General features: G+C 70.0%; 11 protein-coding genes and 1 pseudogene. 7 read left to right on the top strand and 5 right to left on the bottom strand.

Annotated elements, in window-relative coordinates; translation table 11 throughout:
• Positions 1 to 44 precede the first annotated feature (44 nt).
• The gene (locus ACERMF_RS15025) at positions 45 to 1,214 is read right to left on the bottom strand and encodes an S-layer homology domain-containing protein (RefSeq protein ID WP_373669936.1); all 1,170 of its coding nucleotides are present in this window, start codon (positions 1,212 to 1,214) and stop codon (positions 45 to 47) included.
• 437 nt (positions 1,215 to 1,651) lie between these two features.
• Positions 1,652 to 2,845 carry an AI-2E family transporter gene (locus ACERMF_RS15030; protein WP_373669937.1) on the bottom strand — a complete coding sequence of 398 codons (1,194 nt, stop codon included), beginning with the start codon at positions 2,843 to 2,845 and terminating at the stop codon, positions 1,652 to 1,654.
• 271 nt (positions 2,846 to 3,116) lie between these two features.
• On the opposite strand from ACERMF_RS15030, the gene ACERMF_RS15035 reads away from it, so the two are divergent.
• The 5 genes from ACERMF_RS15035 to ACERMF_RS15055 all read left to right on the top strand — a co-directional run bounded on the left by ACERMF_RS15035 (position 3,117) and on the right by ACERMF_RS15055 (position 12,648).
• Positions 3,117 to 4,310, top strand: a complete 1,194-nt coding sequence (locus ACERMF_RS15035; protein ID WP_373669938.1) for an ANTAR domain-containing protein — start codon at positions 3,117 to 3,119, stop codon at positions 4,308 to 4,310.
• 414 nt (positions 4,311 to 4,724) lie between these two features.
• Positions 4,725 to 7,538: a vitamin B12-dependent ribonucleotide reductase gene (locus tag ACERMF_RS15040; protein WP_373669939.1), complete on the top strand. Its 2,814-nt coding sequence runs from the start codon at positions 4,725 to 4,727 to the stop codon at positions 7,536 to 7,538.
• 18 nt (positions 7,539 to 7,556) lie between these two features.
• Positions 7,557 to 7,793: a hypothetical protein gene (locus tag ACERMF_RS15045; protein ID WP_373670076.1), complete on the top strand. Its 237-nt coding sequence runs from the start codon at positions 7,557 to 7,559 to the stop codon at positions 7,791 to 7,793.
• Between the two features lie 59 nt (positions 7,794 to 7,852).
• On the top strand, positions 7,853 to 9,037 hold the full coding sequence (locus ACERMF_RS15050; protein ID WP_373669940.1) for a hypothetical protein: 1,185 nt from the start codon (positions 7,853 to 7,855) through the stop codon (positions 9,035 to 9,037).
• 545 nt (positions 9,038 to 9,582) lie between these two features.
• Positions 9,583 to 12,648, top strand: a complete 3,066-nt coding sequence (locus ACERMF_RS15055; RefSeq protein ID WP_373669941.1) for a DUF3427 domain-containing protein — start codon at positions 9,583 to 9,585, stop codon at positions 12,646 to 12,648.
• A 124-nt stretch (positions 12,649 to 12,772) separates the two neighbouring features.
• Here ACERMF_RS15055 and ACERMF_RS15060 read toward each other — a convergent pair whose 3' ends face one another.
• From ACERMF_RS15060 to ACERMF_RS15070, 3 genes are all read right to left on the bottom strand, one after another.
• Complete coding sequence (locus tag ACERMF_RS15060) at positions 12,773 to 15,613, bottom strand: FtsX-like permease family protein (RefSeq protein WP_373669942.1); 2,841 nt, start codon at positions 15,611 to 15,613, stop codon at positions 12,773 to 12,775.
• Positions 15,610 to 16,380 carry an ABC transporter ATP-binding protein gene (locus tag ACERMF_RS15065; protein ID WP_373669943.1) on the bottom strand — a complete coding sequence of 257 codons (771 nt, stop codon included), beginning with the start codon at positions 16,378 to 16,380 and terminating at the stop codon, positions 15,610 to 15,612. Before ACERMF_RS15065 ends, ACERMF_RS15060 begins: the two co-directional genes overlap by 4 nt.
• 224 nt (positions 16,381 to 16,604) lie before the next feature.
• Positions 16,605 to 16,838 carry a hypothetical protein gene (locus ACERMF_RS15070; protein ID WP_373670077.1) on the bottom strand — a complete coding sequence of 78 codons (234 nt, stop codon included), beginning with the start codon at positions 16,836 to 16,838 and terminating at the stop codon, positions 16,605 to 16,607.
• 253 nt (positions 16,839 to 17,091) lie between these two features.
• Between ACERMF_RS15070 and ACERMF_RS15075 the strand changes: the two are divergent.
• Positions 17,092 to 17,619: pseudogene (locus ACERMF_RS15075) on the top strand (sensor histidine kinase); the annotation flags it as partial.
• Between the two features lie 127 nt (positions 17,620 to 17,746).
• On the top strand, positions 17,747 to 18,403 hold the full coding sequence (locus tag ACERMF_RS15080; protein WP_373669944.1) for a response regulator: 657 nt from the start codon (positions 17,747 to 17,749) through the stop codon (positions 18,401 to 18,403).
• The last annotated feature ends 139 nt before the right edge of the window (positions 18,404 to 18,542 follow it).

Raw genomic sequence — 18,542 nt, forward strand, 5'->3', positions numbered from 1 at the left:
GGCCGCCCCCGCCGGGCGCGTGGGTGCTGCGATGGCGCCGGAGGTCAGCCGAAGCGGACCGTCGACGGGGTGGCGGACGCCTCGGTCCACGCCGACTCGCTTCCGGCGAGCCGGTACAGGAACGCGGCGGTCTGCTGACGGGTGACGGGGTAGTGGCCGGCGAACCGGTCGGCGGTCAGACCGCCGGTGATGTCGTGGTGACGCAGCCACGACACGGCGGCGGCGTCACGGTCGCGCACGTCGACGAAGGGATGCTGCGGTGCACCGGTCGGTTGGCCGGCCAGTGCGTACAGCATGCGGGCCATCTGGGTCCGCGACAGAACCTCGTTGGGTGCGAACCGGCCGTCACCGACGCCGCCGATGATGCCCTCCGCGACGGCCCACCGCAGGGCGGGGTTGTAGTGCGCGTCTGCGGGGACGTCACGGAAGCCGTGCGCGACGTTGGAGGTGGGCTGGTCCATCAGGCGCCACACGAAAGCGACCATCTGCGAACGGGTCACCTCCTGGCCGGGACGGAAGTTGCCGTCGCTGAAGCCGGTGGTGATGTTGACGTCGGAGGCCCAGGAGATCTCCTTGACGAAGCGGTGCTTCGAGCCGACGTCCTTGAACGGACCCGGGGCGGCCGCGACGCGCGCCTCGCCGATGTCAGGGGCGGTCCAGAACGAGGTCTTCCGCTGGGCGCCGTCCCACGTGAAGCTGAAGTGGATGTGGTCGGTGTGGGGGCTGGCACCGGTGTAGGCGCGCCAGCCGTCGTTGGGCCGGTAGGCGTTCCAGACCTGGCGGTTCCAGATGATGTACATGATGCCGAAGCGGCGGGCCATGGCGTGCTTGTTGCCGTGCTCGTCGGTCGCGAGCAGCCAGCCGAGCAGTTCGTCGGCCTTGCGACGGTCGGTGGCGTTGTTGGCGTTGAGCATCCAGTCGTAGGCGCGGCCCTCCTTGTGCTCGCTCTTGCCGCCGGAGGAGCAGCTGCGCAGGATGCCGCCGCCGTTGGCGCCGTAGGCCTTCTGCAGCAAGGCTCGGAAGTCTCGGACGCCTGGCTGCTCAGTCGACAGGCAGCGGGTCTGGCCCTCGTAGCGGGCGTAGGCGTCGATGGCGGGTCCGAAGTCGCGGACCTGCGGGGGTGCAGCGAATGCGGGTGCAGCGATGGTTGCCAGCAGGCCGGCCATCAGTCCGACGACGAGGAAGCGCTGGCGCAGGGTGGAGGTACGTGGCAAGGGGATCCCCTTGGTCGGCAGCAGAGGACGGCATCGCCGATGGGGGCCGATGCCACACCACGTCCGGGGACCTCGAGCTGGTCCCCGCGAGGTGGTACGCGCGGGCTCTCCGCACGCTCACTCCCGGCCGTTCGTGCACCGGCCGGGGAGCGGAAGTCGGGACGGACAGTGGCCATCCCTCAGGGTTACGGTCGGGGAGTAGAGCCGACACCTGTAGTGGAAGGCAGGCTTTGCCGGTTCTCCGGGCGGGTTGCGCATGCCGGGAACTCAGCCGCGAACTGGGCCGTTCACGGCCCTGAAGGCGCCGCACGCGCACTTGCCCTGGCCGGCTCGGCTAGTTCCGCTGCCGGGGGTGTCAACGCTCTGCCATCACCGTCCCGACCGAGGCTGACGTCGCCTCCCGTGCCCCTTCATGGCCCGTCGCGACGGGTCCAGGGCTACAGCTGGTCGGTCGGAACCGGATCGTCGACCGGCCCCATCGGGTCGTCGTCGGCCCGCGGTTCGATGACGGCGTCCGCTTCGGCGCGCAGGCGCAGTTCGTTGCCGACCGCGGACAGGACCGCGGCGATCGGGACGGCGAGGAAGGCCCCGACCACGCCGGTCAGGGCCGCGCCCGCGGTCAGCGCCGACAGGATCACGACCGGATGCAGCGACACGGCGCGGCGCATGATGACCGGCTGAAGGACGTTGGACTCCAGCTGCTGGACCGCGACCACCACCAGCAGCACCAGCAACGCCTGCTGCATCCCGCCCGCGGCCAGGGCGACCAGCACGGCCAGCAGTCCCGTCACGAAGGCGCCGATGACGGGGATGAAGCCGCCGAGGAACACCAGCACGGCGATCGGCAGCACCAGCGGCACCCGCAGGACGGCCAGGCCGATGCCGATGCCGATGGCGTCGATCAGCGCGACCGCGGCGGTTCCGCGCACGAACCCCGCGAGCGCGGCCCATGCCCGACGCCCCGTGGCACGCACGGTGTCACGGTGGTCCTCGGGGCTGCGGGCCAGCATCCAGGCCACGATCTGCTCGCCGTCCTTGACGAAGAAGAACAGCAGGACCAGCGCCAGCAGCAGGGCGGCGATGGCCTGGACGACGCTGGCCGCACCGCTGAGGACCTGCCCGGCGACCGCGCCGCCACGCTCCTGGACCGCCTGGGTCATCTGGCTCAGATAGCCGTCGATCTCGGCCCGATCCCAGTCGAAATTGGTCTCGAGGAGGCCGAACAGGGTGTTGACGGCTTCGAGGACGGTCGGGCGCAACTCCTGTACCTGGGTCACGAACGCGGGAGTGAGCGCGGCGATGAGCCCACCGATGGCGAGCAGGCCGCCACCGACGACCAGCAGCGCCGCGGGTGCGCGTGGCATGCCGCGGGCCTCGAGCGCCCGCGCCGGAGGTACGCACAGCGTCGCCAGGATGAGGGCGATGATGATCGGCAGCGTCACCAGCGACAGGCGGGTGAGAACGAACAGCACCGCCACCGCGCCGATGAGCAGCACGAGCAGCCGCCAGCCCCAGGCGGCGGCCGTGGTCAACCACGATGGCACCCGTTGGTGCTCGGCCGGTAGCACGCGGCGGCGTTCGGGCGCGGCCGATGCCGGTGTGCTGGCGACCGGCTCGGCGTCGCTGTTCACGGGGCCCGTTCTCGCGGCAGCTGGGATGCGCAGGATAAGCGGCATGTGCGGGGTGCGACCGAATCCCGAACGGCGGGCTGGTCGGTTGACCGACCGGGATCCGAGGGGCATATTCCGCGCCGCAAGGCGCGCGGCGGCGCCACTGGACCGAGGCTCGGGCGCGATGACGGACAGGTCGGTGCGACCCGAGACGACCGTGCGCGGCGGCGGCGCGGCTCAGGGGAGTGCCGAAAACCTTGTCCGAGCGGACGGCGACGGCGGCGACCGCGGCATGCTCGAGGCCGCCATCTCACGATTGCGGGCCGACAACGAGGGTCTGCGGACCTCCCTGCGGCACCGGGCGGTGATCGAGCAGGCCAAGGGCGTGCTGATGGCCCGTACGGGCTGCTCGCCGGACCAGGCGTTCGAGCGCCTGGTCCGCCATTCCCAGCAGAGCCAACAGAAGCTGGTGCGGGTCGCCGCCGCCGTGGTCGGCGCCACCGTCACCGCCACCGAGCCGGTCGCCGCCGACGCCGACTTCGACCTCGGCGCCCTGTTCGGCACGGCCGGCAGCGACGACGACGGCCCGGCCCGACGCGCCGACCGTCGCCTGGCGGGTGTCGCGCTCGAGGCTGCGCACGACCTCGAGGAGTTGGCGCAGATCCTCGCGCACGAAGCGGCGGGCGACCTCGCCCCCGACGCCGTCCTGCTGGCGGCCATCGAGCCGGACGGTGCGCTCCGCCTCGTCGCCGGCACCGGCTACGACCGGCAGACGATGTCGGCCTGGCAGCGGATCCCACCGTCTCTCGACATCCCGCTGGTGGCGGCTGCGCGCTCGCACACCCCGGTGTTGCTGGACGACTTCGACGCCCGGAGCGAGCGCTACCCGGCGACCCGACAGATCCCGCGGGTCTACGAGGCACAGGCCAGCGTGCCGTTGCAGGCCGGTGGTCGCACCGTCGGCGTCATCGGCATGTCGTGGCGGGCGCGACGCCGCTTCGACGAGGCGGACCAGCGGCGCCTGGTCGAGATCGCCCGTCAGACCGTGGCGCCGTTCCTGCGCCTGCTCGTGCTCGACGACGAGGAACTGCCCCACGTCGCGGTCGAGGTGATGCGCACGCGGTGGTTCAAGGCGGCCCTCGATGCCGTGATCGTGCCGCTGTTCCTGCTGACCCCGTTGCGTGACCCCGACGGGACCGTGCGCGACTTCGAGGTCATCTTCGTCAACCGGGCGGCGTTGGCCGCCGACGACACCGACGCCAGCCGGATCGTCGGCCGCACCGTGCTGACGCTGTACCCCCGCACGGCCGGTCGGCACCTCTTCGGGGTGTTCTGCGATGCGCTCGAGTCGGGGACGGCCGCGCACTTCGACCGCATCCCGGCGCTCGAGCTGGTCGACGGCACCGCCGACGACAGCGTGGTCGAGCTGTCGGTGGCGCCCATCGGGGACGGCCTGCTGGTCAGTTGGCGGCGCCGAACCGAGTGAGGGCGGGGCGCGAATCACGGCGCGCTTCAGGCTCCGCTAGCGCGTCGCGCCCGCCTCGTCCGGCCTCACCGACACCCCGCGCGTCCTGCGCGCTGTGCAACGACGGCAAGCGGTGGACGGGGCTGTGGACAACCCGGGTCCCGGTTGTGTGAAACCTTGGGACTGCACCGCGCACTTGCTGTGGGAACACCACATGTTGTGGTCCCCAGCCGGTCTTTGCCACTAGTGGTTGTGTATCGCGGGTTCGAGACCTCGGACCGGTTGCTTGCGTACGGTCACCTCGGACGCAACAGTGGGAGTCCTGGTCACACGCGTGTAGTTCCATCGACACGACACGCGGGCAAGGCCGGCGGACAGACCACGACGTCGTACCCTCGGGGAAGCTGGGGGCGGGAAAAACAAGGAGCGCGCCTGATGGCGGAGACCACCGCGGACGAGATCAACCTCACCACCGATGCCCCGGGCAAGTCCCTGCGTGTGGTCAAGAACGGTCGCAAGGCCGGCCTCAAATTCGAGCGCTTCTTCACCCGAGCCGGCGTGCACCCCTACGACGAGCTCGAGTGGGAGTTGCGGGACGCGGTGCTGACCAACTGGCGCGACCAGACGGTGTCGTTCGAACAGCGCGGGGTGGAGTTCCCGTCGTCGTGGTCGATGATGTCGACCGTCATCGTGGCGCAGAAGTACTTCCGCGGCACGCTCGGCACGCCCCAGCGCGAACGCTCCGTCAAGCACATGATCGACCGCGTCGCCGACACCATCGGCGGCTGGGGGACCCAGGGTGGCTACTTCGCCGACGAGGAGTCGGCCGAGGTGTTCGTCGCCGAGCTCAAGCACCTGCTGGTCAACCAGAAGGCCGCGTTCAACTCGCCGGTGTGGTTCAACGTCGGCGCCGAGGACAAGCCGCAGTGCTCGGCATGCTTCATCCTCTCGGTCGAGGACACGATGAGCTCCATCCTCAACTGGTACGTCGAGGAGGGCACGATCTTCAAGGGCGGCTCGGGCGCGGGCATCAACCTGTCGTCGATCCGCTCGTCCAAGGAGATCCTCAAGGGCGGCGGCGAGGCGTCCGGTCCCGTGTCGTTCATGCGCGGCGCCGACGCGTCGGCCGGCACGATCAAGTCGGGCGGCAAGACCCGCCGTGCGGCGAAGATGGTCATCCTCAACGTCGACCACCCCGACATCGAGGAGTTCATCTGGACCAAGGCGCGCGAGGAGAAGAAGGTCCGCGTCCTGCGCGAGGCCGGCTTCGACATGGACCTCGACGGCGAGGACTACGCCTCGATCCAGTACCAGAACGCCAACAACTCGGTGCGGGTCACCGACGAGTTCATGAAGGCCTACGAGGAGGACCGCGACTACGCGTTGCGCGCGGTCACCACCGGCGAGGTGCTCGAGACCAAGTCCGCCCGTGACGTGATGCGCCAGCTGTCGCAGGCGTCGTGGGAGTGCGCCGACCCGGGCCTGCAGTACGACTCGACCATCAACGACTGGCACACCACGCCCGAGTCGGGCCGCATCAACGGCTCCAACCCGTGCAGCGAGTACATGCACCTCGACAACTCGGCGTGCAACCTGGCCTCGCTCAACCTCAAGAAGTTCTACGACTACGAGGCCGGCCGGTTCGACGTGGACGCCTACAAGCGCGCCGTCGAGGTGATCTTCACCGCGCAGGAGATCATCGTCGGGTTCAGCAGCTACCCGACCGAGGCGATCGGCGAGAACGCGATCGCGTACCGGCAGCTGGGCCTGGGCTACGCCAACCTCGGTGGCCTGCTGATGTCGATCGGGCTGCCCTACGACTCCGACGAGGGTCGTGCGTGGTGTGGCGCCCTGACCGCGCTGATGACCGGTCACGCCTACCGGACCTCGGCCGAGATCGCCCGGGTGACCGGCCCGTTCGCCGGCTACAAGAAGAACGAGAAGCCGATGCTGCGGGTCATCGGCAAGCACCGTGACGCGGTCGAGGACATCGACCCCCGCCCGGTGCCGAAGGACCTGCTCAACGCCGCCCGGCAGTCGTGGGACGACGCGCTCGAGCTCGGCGAGAAGCACGGTTTCCGCAACGCGCAGGCGTCGGTGCTGGCCCCCACCGGCACCATCGGCCTGATGATGGACTGCGACACGACCGGCATCGAGCCAGACCTCGGCCTGGTGAAGATGAAGAAGCTGGTCGGTGGCGGCTCGATCTCGATCGTGAACCAGACGGTCCCGCAGGCACTACGCCACCTCGGCTACACCGAGGAGCAGGTCGAGGCGGTCGTCGCCTACATCGACGAGAACAAGACCATCCACGGCGCGCCGACGCTGCGCGAGGAGCACACCAAGGTGTTCCAGTGCGCCATGGGTGATGACGCCATCCACTACATGGGTCACGTGCGCATGATGGCCGCGGCACAACCGTTCATCTCGGGCGCGATCAGCAAGACCTGCAACCTTCCCGAGGAGGCCACGGTCGAGGACGTCGAGCAGTTGCACTACGACGCCTGGAAGATGGGCATCAAGGCGATTGCGATCTACCGCGACAACTGCAAGGTGGCGCAGCCGCTGAGCGTGTCGAAGAAGTCGGACGCCAAGGTCTCGTCTGCCGCTTCCGCGGAGGCGGTCGAGGTCAGCCACGTGCCGATGCGGCGCAAGCTGCCCAAGACCCGTCCGTCGCAGACGATCTCGTTCAAGGTCGGCGACGCCAAGGGCTACATCACCGCCGGCGAATACCCCGGTGACGGGCTGGGCGAGATCTTCGTCAAGCTCGGCAAGCAGGGCTCCACGCTGTCGGGTCTGCTGGACGCCTTCGCGATCAGCGTCTCGATCGGCTTGCAGTACGGCGTGCCGCTCGAGAGCTACGTCAGCAAGTTCATGAACATGCGCTTCGAGCCGGCCGGTATGACCGACGACCCGGAGATCCGGTTCTCCACGTCGATCGTGGACTACCTGGCCCGCAAGATCGCGATCGAGTACCTCCCCTACGACAAGCGTGAGCAGCTGGGCATCTTCACCATCGAAGAGCGCACCGCGATGCTCGACGAAGGCAACGGCCACGAGGAGCCGGCAGTGCCGAAGGCCCCGACGGCCGAGGCGGTCGCCGCAGCGAAGGAACTGCCGAAGTTCGACGGAGGCAGCGTCCCCGTCGACCACGACGCCCCGATGTGCTTCGAGTGCGGCATCAAGATGAAGCGCGCCGGCGCCTGCCACGTCTGCGAGAGCTGCGGCACCACCAGCGGCTGCAGCTGAGCTGACCAGGAAGAACCGATGAACACCGTGAGGGCCGCCCAAGAGGGCGGCCCTCACGCCGTCGCAACGAAGGAGGTGATCAGCATGGCGAAGAATGGCCCCAAAGGTGGCGGTCGCATCGGCGCGGTGAAGAACCGCACGCAGTTCGAGAATCCGGCGACTGGCACCTACACAAAGCGCAATGCCACGACCGGTCAGTTCATGAACAACAAGGCCGATTCCAACCCGTTCAAGGGCATCCGTCGCGAGAAGTGATCCACAACCAGCATGCCGCCGCCTGACTCGATGTCACAGCGCGGCGGCATGCTGTTGCGATGGATGTTCGCCTCGACGAGCTGCTCGGCCAGAGCGGCATCTGCGCCCGCGGTGTGGTCCACGGCGGCGACGGTGAGATCAGACTCCGCTCGGGCCACCGTCTCAGTGGGTTGACCGCCGCCGAGATCCTCGTCGCTGACGATGCGGGCCCCCGATGGACCTCCCTCGACGCCCTTGAGCCGGGGGGCTACGTGGCCGTCCGGTACGGCGGCTGGCTTTGGCCGACCGAGGCGCCCAGACTGGACGGCTTCGCCCCCTCGCCTGCATACGGTCGCCAGAAGTCGATTCAGATCCCCGATCGGCTGGATGACGACCTTGCCCTGCTGCTGGGCATGTACGTCGCTGAGGGCTCGAGCGTCGCCAGCAACTGGACGGTTAGCATCACAAATGCCGACAGCGGCGTGCGCGAACTCACCGCCCGACTGATCCGCGAGAAGTTCGGGACCGAGCCGTTCATCCAGATCGGCTATGGCCGCTGTGGGTCGACGAGGCTCGCCTCGAAGCGGTTCATCGAATGGCTGGATTTCGTCGGTGCCGGTCGCACTGCCTACAAGAAGCGCATTCCAAGAGCTGTGCTGGCGGCTCCCCGCTCGAGCGTGCTGGCGTTCATCCAGGGGCTCGGGCTTGACGGGTACTCGACGCAGGTGGGGTACTCGCCGCGGTGGGCAATCTGCGTCGCCTCGTCAGGTCTCCTCGATGACCTTCAGATTCTGCTGACTCGTCTCAGCATCGTCCACTCTCGCATCGAGAAGCTCAACAAGGACAACGGCAAGACCTACGGCGAAGTCTTCGTCAGCGGCGGCTCGGCCCTCGAACTTTTGCGCCTCGCGCCATTCCTGGAGGTCAAGAAGGTCGCGTCGGCGAGCCGCCTCATGCAATTGCATCCGCGAGGCGGCGCAGCCGACCAGGTGCCCGGCATCAACGGCCGTGACCTCTACTACGCCATACCCCGAGGCAAGTTCGGGCGGCACGGGTACGGCCACCGGTCGAAGTTCACGCATCTACTCGACACACGGAGTGTCCGCGTCAGCCGCCGATCGCTGGAGCGTGTCGCATTGATCCCGGGCGTCGCCATGCCTGCGTGGGGTGAGACTGTGCTCACCGCTCACTTGCACTTCTCTCCCCTCCGCCTCCTCAGGCAGCCGGGTCCGTGGCGAATCGACGAGCGCGAGGACCATTCGTGAATACGCCACAGTGCGAGACCCACGTTGCAATCCCGCTGCGGGCGCTACCGCGGAAGCGCCCGCAGCGGGCCGGACCCGCCCATCCTGACGTCTCGGCTTCCGGTTCCAATGGGGCGAGTCGCCGGCCACAGCGGCTGTCACTACGTGGTGTGATAATCGGCCTTTCGCCGACATTGAGGTACGACGGATGACTGGGCGACGGGCACTTCTCCGCTCGGAGGTGACGGGGCACTGGGAGGCCCTCGAGGTTGTGAATGATGCGGACGCGCTGCTTCATCACCGAGCACCGGATCCGTACCTTCTTGTCGAGTCCGGCCGCTCGGGACCGAGCCGCAAGTACTTATCGCTACACCCGAGCCCTGAGGCGGCCGCCGAATATCACTTGGGGCAGGAGTACGCGGACGACTGGAAGGTCGACTATCTGGTTCATCTCGACTCGGGGGAGCGTCTATCGCCCGAGTTGGCGATCGGGTGGTCGCCGTGATCTAGAGGCGCAGCCGTGCTCGGAGCACCATCCGGGTGCGCGTCAACTACGGTCCCCGAGCATGGAAAGCCAGGGGTTGCCGCCGGGGCGGTACGACGCGGTGCTCGATCGGCGCCTGGCTGCGGCAATCGCTTCGCTTCCGGACGCCTCGGCGGAGACGGCGCAACTCGATGACGCGGAGCAGTCGTACCGGCTCGCGCACCACGTAGCCACGGTCATCACGCAGAGGCTTGCGGGGCTTGAGCCGGACCAGCGGCTCGCGGCGGTCGATCGGCTCGTGCGGCACCTCGACGCGCCTGACGCGGGCATCGAGTCGCCCGTCCGACTGTTGCGCTCCATCGCCGCGCCGGACGGCCGTCATCGCGCGGCGCCCGGCGTGCCTCTCGGCCAGCACGATCTGCTCGTCAATGCGCGCGGCGAGCCCGGGCTGGCCGCCGAGCTCAAGCGTGAGTTGGCCAGCGCCGACCGGATCGACCTGATCGTCGCGTTTGTGCGCTGGTATGGGGTTCGGCTGCTCGTCGATGAACTGCGTGAAGCGATCGCGCGGGGCGTGCAGGTCCGGTTGCTGACCACGACCTACACCGGCTCGACTGAGGCCGAGGCGCTGCGGCGCCTGCGCGACCTCGGTGTCGACATCCGCGTGTCCTACGACACCCAGGTCACCCGCCTGCACGCCAAGGCATGGATCTTGCACCGCGACACCGGCTTCAGCACCGCCTTCGTCGGCTCGTCCAACCTCACCCACAGCGCCATGGTCGACGGCCGCGAATGGAATGTTCGGCTGTCACGCGCCGCCACGCCGGCGCTCTACGACAAGGTCGCGACCGCGTTCGACGCCCAGTGGGAATCCGGTGACTACGAGCCCTTTGACCGGCAGCGGTTCGAGCGAGCCGTCGCCGTCACCCGACGCGTCGACGAGGCGTCGGCGCTGTCGGGGCTCGAACTGCGCGCCTGGCCCTACCAGGACGAGATCCTCGACGCGCTGACCGTCGAACGCGAGGTCCACGGCTCGCGCCGTAACCTCGTGGTCGCCCCAACCGGCACCGGCAAAACCGTCGTCGCCGCCCTCGACTACCTGCGCCTGCGACGCCAGGAGAACCGCGACCTCAGCCTGCTGTTCGTTGCCCACCGCGAGCAGATCCTGCGTCAGTCCCGCCGCACCTTCCGGGAGGCACTCGGCGACGGCTCGTTCGGGGAACTGCTCGTCGGCGGGCACCGGCCCACCGACGGCCGCCACGTCTTTGCCTCCATCCAGACCCTGTCGTCGCCGGCGTCGCGGGACGTGATAGCCGACGATTTCGACATCGTCATCGTCGACGAGTTCCACCATGCTGAGGCACGCACCTACGAACGGCTGCTCGACCGGCTGACGTCGAGGTGGCTGCTCGCCCTGACCGCGACGCCGGAGCGCACCGACGGCCTCGACGTGCGCCGCTGGACCGACGGACGCACCGCCTTCGACATGCGGCTGTGGCACGCGCTCGACCGCGAACTGCTCGCCCCGTTCCAGTACTTCGGCATCGCCGACGTCGCCGACCTGCAGCAGGTCCGCTGGACCGCCGGCCAGTACGACCGCGGCGACCTCGGCCGGCTCTACACCGGCAACGACGCCCGCGACCGCCTGGTCGTCCGCCAGGTGCAGCGCATCGTCGCCGACCCGACCAGCATGCGCGCCCTCGGGTTCTGCGCGACCGTCGAGCACGCCCACCACATGGCCAAACTGTTCAACCGCCAGGGCTGGCCCGCCGTCGCGATCGACGCGACCACCGACCAGGCCCAACGCGAGGCCCACATCCGTGCGCTCGAAGCGGGGGAGATCACCACTATCTTCACCCGCGACGTCTTCAACGAGGGCGTCGACATCCCCAGCGTCGACACCATCCTGCTGCTGCGCCCGACCGAGTCGGTCACCGTCTACCTGCAGCAGATCGGTCGCGGGCTGCGCCGCCATCCCGACAAGCCGGTGTGCACCGTGCTCGACTTCGTCGGTCAGCACCGCAGGGAGTACCGCTACGACCTGCGGCTGCGGGCGCTGACCGGGTTGCCTCGCCGTCAGCTCGCGCAGGCCGCCGAGGACGGCTTTCCCTACCTGCCGTCGGGCTGCCACCTCGAGCTCGACCGCCAGTCCCGCGAGTGGGTCGTCGACAACCTCAAGCAGGCCGTGCTTGCCAACCGCCGCTCGCTGATCCGTGAACTGCAGAGCCTGGCCGCCCGCGAACCGGTCCGTCGGGCCCCACCGCTGGCCGACTTCCTCGTCGAGACAGGCGTCGAACTCGAGGACGTCGCGAAGGCCGGGGGATGGGCGCTGCTGCGCCGTGGCGCCAACCTCGACGATCGCCCGGTCGGACCCGACGAGGACGTCCTGCGCAAAGGCGTGCGGCGTCTGCTCCACCTTGACGACGCCGAACGGATCGACCGACTGTACAACTGGCTGTCCGCTGACCGGCCACCCGTCTTGGCCGCCGAGGTGGATCGTCGGCGGGCATGGATGTTCCTCGTGACCCTATGGTCGTTGCGCGGCGCGCCGGACGAACTCGACGCGGCCTGGCGGGGCGTCTGGGAGGCGCCGGCGCTGCGAGAGGAACTGCTCGCGACCCTGCCGCTGCTGCGCGAGCGGATCAGCCGCCCCTCGATCGCGCTGCCTGACGGCGACGTGCCGTTGCGCCTGCACGCGAGCTTCACGCGTGACGAGATCCTCGCTGGCTTCGGGCGGCTGACGCCGGGGGAGCGTTATAGCCACCAGGCCGGTCCGTGGTGGCACGAGCCGGCGAAGACCGAGGTGCTGTTCATCACGTTGCAGAAGACCGAGGCCGAGTACTCGCCGACGACGCTGTATCGCGACTACGCACTCAGCCGCGAGCTGTTCCACTGGGAGTCGCAGAACATGACGCGCCTCGATTCGGCGTCCGGCCGTCGCTACGTCGAGCAGCGCAGCAACGGCGTGCGCATCCTGCTTGCAGTCCGCGCCTCGAAGCAAGACGCCTGGGGCACCACACGCCCCTACGTGCTGCTCGGGCCAGCCGACTACGTCCGCCATGAGGGCGAGCGCCCCATCGCCCTCACGTGGCGGCTGGCCAACCCGATTCCGGCCGACCTCTACGAAGTTTTCAAGGTCGCCGCCGCCTGACCAGCAGCCACATCGCGACACGCCTACGCAACGGATGCTGAACTCCAAGCCGTACGCGTCGATGACCGCTGCTTGCATCGTTCGTCCTTCGTTCGGAGCGCTACGTGGACCCGAAGTGGTGCCGTCACCCGGTCGTGCGCAGTGCCGTCGCAGGTTCGATCGCGGCGGCGCGGGCCGCTGGCCATGCGGTGGCCGCGAGGGCGGCGGTCAGAGGCAGGGCGATGATGACCAGAAGCGCTGCCCACGGGATCTGGAAGACGAGCTGCCCGTCGCCGAACGCTTCTGCGCCGGCCATCAGCTGCCGTGTCGTGAGCAGTCCGAGTACGACCCCGATGGCCGTGCCTTGCACGGCGATCATCCCCGCCTCGACGAGCAGCGCAGCACGGACCGTCCGTGACGGGAAGCCCATCGCGCGCAGCATGCCGATGGCCTGCCGCCGCTCGCGGACGGCACGGACCATGACGACGGCGAGGCCGGAGATGCCGACGAGGAGCCCCAGCCCGAGGAAGCCCTGCACGAGCGCCATGAAGCCGAGCTGCTGACGCACTGCCGCGGTCACGAGCGTCGAGAAGCTCACCGCCTCGGCGCCGCTGGAGAGGAACGCCGCGTCCAGCGCGGCGGCGACGGCCTCCGCGTCCGCGCCCTCGACGGCGAGGTAGCTGCGGGAGTCCACACCGCGGTCGCCAAGCACCTCGTTGGCCACGTCGCGGCCGACGAGCGCCCCGTTGTCGAGCCAGTCGAGGTCTGCGAGCGCGGCGATCCGCAGCTCGCGCTGCTGCCCGTCGGCCCCGATGACGGTGACGGTGTCGCCCACGCCGAGCGCTGCGGTGCCCATCGTGGTGACGAGGAACCCCTCGGGAACGATCGCGAGCGTCGGGTCGTCGAGCACCGCGCGAAACGCCTCGCTGTCGGTGGCGTAGGCGGGGTCGCGGCGAAACAGCGCAGGTGTTCCCCGTTCGAGGAGTCCGTCATCGATGCCGGTGAGCGTCGCCGGCAGCGCGCCGGGCAGGTGTGGGGCCTCGAAGGAGGCGGCGCCGCGCGTCAGCGTGGCGACGGCCGCGACATCCGCGCGCACGAGCAGGTCATCGGCCGCCACCGGGTCGGCCGGACTGCTGTCGAGCAGCACGTCCCAGCCGGCGGCGACGTCGCTGACCATGTCGTCGATCGTGCGCTCGAACGTCGCGGTGACGGCGGAGATGATGGTCACGGTGAACAGGACGAGGGAGAACATCGCGAGCAGCATCCCGGTACGGAACCGGCGCGCCAACGGGTAGGCCATGCCGAGCCGCGCAGCGAGGCCACGACGGCCGCCGCCGAGCCGGTCGAGGAGCACGCGCCACAGGCCGTCCAGGGCGACGGCCATCGCCACGGCACCGGCGGTGAGGACGACGCCCTGTGTGACGAAGGCCGCATCGTCGAGACCGCCCATGATGTCGGGGAACAGCGGCATCGCGCCGAGTCCCCAACCGAGGACGGTCCCGGCGACGAGCAACCGGGCGGCCCGCTCGGGGAGCGCCCGCCGCAACAGTGGACCCGCCGAGAACGCTGCCACGGGGACGCCGAGCAGGAGGGCGACGGGGTCCTCACCCAGGTAGCCGGCGAGGCCGGCGGCGCCGCCGAACAGCACGCCGAGGCCGCCGAGCACGAGCGTGGACCGGCGTAGCCGGACCGCCCGCGGCTCGGGCAGCTCGCGGATTGCACGGATCACGTTGAGCCGGGCGATGCGCACGCCGGTCAGCCACACCGTGGTCAGGGAGATGACGAGCCCGGCGAGGGCGCCGAGTGCGAGGCTCGTCGGCTCGACCACCAGCGGCAGGTCCAGGCTGCGTCCCGGCGGCGTGAACAGCCCGCCCGCGGACAGCGCCACGAGCCACCCGACCCCCACGCCGGCAAGCGAGCCCAGCACGGCGGCGGGCAGGGCGTAGAGCGCGCCCTCGAGAGCGAACGTGCGCGACAACCGCCGACGCGTGAAGCCGAGCGCGCGAAGCATCCCGAGCTCCGACCGGCGTTCCTCGGCGAGCATGACGAACAGGTTGACGAGCAGCAGGATCCCGGCGAGGACGCTGAACGCGCCAACGGTGGCGAACAGTTCCGTGATTGCGGCGCCGTCGCGGCGGGCGGCATCGACGATCGCGGCCTTCTCCGCGGTGACCTCGACAGGGTCGCCCGGCAGCCCCGCGACGGCGGCACGTACCTGCGCGGCGGCGTCGTCGGTGGCGTCCCTCGTGTCGAGGATCCCGCCGGCCAGGGAGACGAGCAGGTGCTCACGCGGCGGCTCGGCGCCGGCGGCGACGTCGACCGCGAGACGGGCGATCGTGCCAGGTAGCACGACCGCACCGCCGTAGCCGGCCAGGCCGACCTCGTCCACGACGTCGGCGACGGTCAGCTCGATCGTCGTCCCGTAGGCGTGGACGCGCACTGCGTCCCCTGCAGTGACGTCGAGCCGGTCGGCCACGGCGGCGTTGATCAGCAACGTTTGACTGTCGAGCGCAGGCGCGTCGGCGAGACCCGTGATGGACGGTTCGCTGCCGAAGCCGCGGGCCGCATCCGGGTCGACCTCGAGGAGACGGACCCGCGGCGCGGCCGCGCTCCCGTCTTCGGCCGCGACCGTCGCTGTGGCGGTGACGGCCGGCAGGAGGTCCTCGACCGCGGGGATGGCGGCCTGGTCGATCGCGGTGCGGACCGCTACAGCGTTGGTGCCTACGGGCACCGTGACGGTGAGGTCGATGGGGCCGTGCTGGGTCCGGGCGACGTCGGTGAGGGAATGCTCGAGGACGTCGCCGACGACCAGCGCCGAGGTGATGATCGCGGTGCCGAGCAAGGCTCCACCGACGACGAGCAGCGCCTCGGAGCGCCGGCGGCGGATGTTGCGGATGGCCAGCGCGAGGAGCGTGCGGTGGCGCGCGGCAGCGAACACGAGCGGCGCCAGCAGCAGCGCAGCCAGGGCGGCGAGGACGACGGTCATGCGCCCACCTCCGCGGTCACGGTGCCGCTGGCCTCGGGCGTGCCGTCGAAGACGACGCGGCCATCGCGGACCTGGATGAGGCGTTGCCCCGTCCTGCCCAGCGTCTCGTCGTGGGTGACGACCACCAGCGCCTGCCCGGCCGCGTTGACCTCGTGGAGCAGCTCGACGACCCCGGCGGCGGTGTGGCTGTCGAGAGCGCCGGTCGGCTCGTCGGCCCACACGAGGGCGGGCTCGGCGACCAGCGCGCGAGCGACGGTGACACGCTGCTGCTCACCGCCGGAGAGCTCACCAGGACGGTGGTCACCGCGGTCGGCCAGCCCGACCCGGGCGAGCATGGCGGCCGCCCGCTTGCGGGCCTGCGTCGTCGACGCGCCGGTGAGGAGCAGGGGCAGCTCGACGTTCTCGGCAGCGGACAGCACGGGGATGAGGTTGAACGCTTGGAAGATGAACCCCATGTGTCGTGCGCGGTGGCGGGTGCGGTCGGTGTCGGACATCGCGAACAGGTCGATGCCGTCGATGCTCACGGTGCCGGCATCGATGTCATCGAGGCCCGACAGGCAGTTGAGCAGCGTCGTCTTCCCGTTGCCGGAGGGGCCCATGACCATCACGAGCTCGCCAGGGTGCACGTCGAGGTCGATACCCCGCAGCGCGTGCACCTCCTGGGCGCCGGTCCGGTACGTCTTCGTCACCCCACGGGCGGACAGGATGGGGGCGGGCGAGAAGATCCCATCGGTGGCTCGGGCCGCGTCGGGCCGGGTGGTACGCATCGTGTCGTCCTTCTCGTCGGGTGATGTCGCGGCGGGTGGCGACGGCATGCACCGACGTTGACGGAACGGCAAGACGCCCACCTCGGTCCCGGGGCTCGACTTGCACCGGCCGCTCGAAGGGCGCCGAGCTCATGCTTTCGGCTGACGCGCCAGCACGCGGCTGCTCCGTAGGCTGTCGCGATGATGAACACGGTGCGATCGCTGCTGACAGAGCCTCGGCCTGATCAGCCGCCGGTGCCGCGGTGGCGGGACTGGGCGCTGGTCGCGGGGCTGCTCGTCTCGTCGGTGATCGAGGTCGCTGTACGCGACGGCGTCGCCTGGGGACCGGCGAGGGTGTCCTTCGTGGCGTTGCTGGCCGTCTGCTTGTTCCTGCGGCGGGCGCGACCGCTGGGTGTGGTGATGGTGATGTGGAGTGCGGTCGGGCTGCTGGCAGCGGCCGCCCTGCTGGGCGTCGACACGACCGCCTACGAGTTGAACTCCTACGTGTGGATCCTCGTCCTGCCCTACGCGCTGGTCCGCTGGGGTTCGGGCGTCGAGGTCGCCACTGGGATGGCGGTCGTGCTGACAGCCGGGGTGCTGGGGTTCGCCAGTGAGCCCCCGACGGCCGAGGACGCGATCGGCGGGTCGGTCGCGCTCGCCTTTCCTGCGGTGCTCGGGGCGTCGACCAGGTTCCGCGCGATGGCGCACCGCAGGGAGCTCGACGAGGTGAAGATGCGGGAGCGTGAGCAGATCGCCCGGGACCTGCACGACACGATCGCGCACCACGTGGCGGCCATCACCATCCAGGCGCAGGCCGGGCGGGCGGTGGCGGCGAGCGCGCCAGCCCGGGCGGTCGAGGCGCTGGCGGTGATCGAGGAGGAGGCGTCGCGGACGCTCGAGGAGATGCGGTCGATGGTCGGCGTGCTTCGAGATCGCGAGGGGCGGGAGGACCAGCACAGGCCCGACGTCCGTCACGCTCCCACGGCGCCGCGGCCGGGGGTGGCCGAGATCCCCGCGCTCGCGCCTGTGGGCGGGGACTGGCCACGCGTCGAGGTTGCACTGCGCGGCGACCTCGATGACCTGAGCCCCACGGTGGACGCGGCGGTGTACCGGCTCGCGCAAGAGTCGATCACCAACGCGGTGCGCCACGCCCGCCACGCGACCCGTGTCGAGGTCGTCGTTGAGGGCGACGCGGACGCGGTGAGCCTCACGGTCCGCGACGATGGGGAAGCGCGAGCGGGAGACCGCGCAGTTCGGCCCGGGTACGGACTGGTCGGGATGACCGAGCGCGCGAGCTTGCTCGGCGGGACGTTGTCGGCCGGGCCGGGCCGGGTGCGGACGGCGGCTGGACGGTGCGGGCGGTGCTGCCGCGGGCAGGTGGGCGCACATGACCATCCGCGTCCTCGTCGCCGACGATCAGGACATCGTGCGCAGCGGGCTCACCATGCTCCTCGACGCCCAACCGGACATCGCGGTGATCGGGCAGGCCCGCGACGGCCAGGAAGCGGTACGCCTCGCGAGGCAGCTGCGGCCCGACGTGTGCCTGTTCGACATCCGCATGCCGGAGCTCGACGGGATCGAGGCGACGCGGCAGCTCGCCGGCCCGGACATTGACGACCCGCTCGCGGTCGTGGTCATCACGACGTTCGACCTCGACGAGTACGTCCACGGCGCCCTCAAAGCTGGCGCCCGCGGTTTCCTGCTCAAGGACGCCGGCCCCGATCTGCTGGCGCAGGCCGTGCACGCGGCAGCAAAGGGCGATGCACTCATCGCGCCGAGCGTGACGGCGCGGCTGCTCTCGACCTTCTCGCGTGTCGAGCCGCAGCGACCGCCCCCGCAGCCGATCGAGCCACTGACCGCTCGCGAGGAGGAGGTCCTCCTGGCCGTGGCACGGGGCTGGACGAACGTGGAGATCGCCGACGGGCTCTTCATCAGCCTGTCCACCGCGAAGACCCACATCGCGAGCCTCATGCGCAAGCTCGGTGCGCGCAACCGCGTCGAGATCGCCATGTGGGCCTACGAGACCGACCGCATCCGCGGGTGACGCCGACCGCAAGGGCGGTCTCTCGGTCCGTCAGCCGGAAGGATGAGCTGCGTACCGGCCGTCCGGCTCGCCAGGTCGAGCCCGTGGACCGATGTGCCGGTTGCGCTCCACCGGCCATCGTGAACCTCAGCGATCACCG

The organism is Egicoccus sp. AB-alg6-2, assembly GCF_041821025.1.
Classification (GTDB): Bacteria; Actinomycetota; Nitriliruptoria; order Nitriliruptorales; family Nitriliruptoraceae; genus Egicoccus.

Coding starts and splice junctions, on each gene's coding strand:
- ACERMF_RS15035 (WP_373669938.1), top strand. CDS start 3,117: ATGCTCGAGGCCGCCATCTCACGATTGCGGGCCGACAACGAGGGTCTG.
- ACERMF_RS15040 (WP_373669939.1), top strand. CDS start 4,725: ATGGCGGAGACCACCGCGGACGAGATCAACCTCACCACCGATGCCCCG.
- ACERMF_RS15045 (WP_373670076.1), top strand. CDS start 7,557: ATGAACACCGTGAGGGCCGCCCAAGAGGGCGGCCCTCACGCCGTCGCA.
- ACERMF_RS15050 (WP_373669940.1), top strand. CDS start 7,853: ATGGATGTTCGCCTCGACGAGCTGCTCGGCCAGAGCGGCATCTGCGCC.
- ACERMF_RS15055 (WP_373669941.1), top strand. CDS start 9,583: ATGGAAAGCCAGGGGTTGCCGCCGGGGCGGTACGACGCGGTGCTCGAT.
- ACERMF_RS15060 (WP_373669942.1), bottom strand. CDS start 15,613: ATGACCGTCGTCCTCGCCGCCCTGGCTGCGCTGCTGCTGGCGCCGCTC.
- ACERMF_RS15065 (WP_373669943.1), bottom strand. CDS start 16,380: ATGCGTACCACCCGGCCCGACGCGGCCCGAGCCACCGATGGGATCTTC.
- ACERMF_RS15080 (WP_373669944.1), top strand. CDS start 17,747: ATGACCATCCGCGTCCTCGTCGCCGACGATCAGGACATCGTGCGCAGC.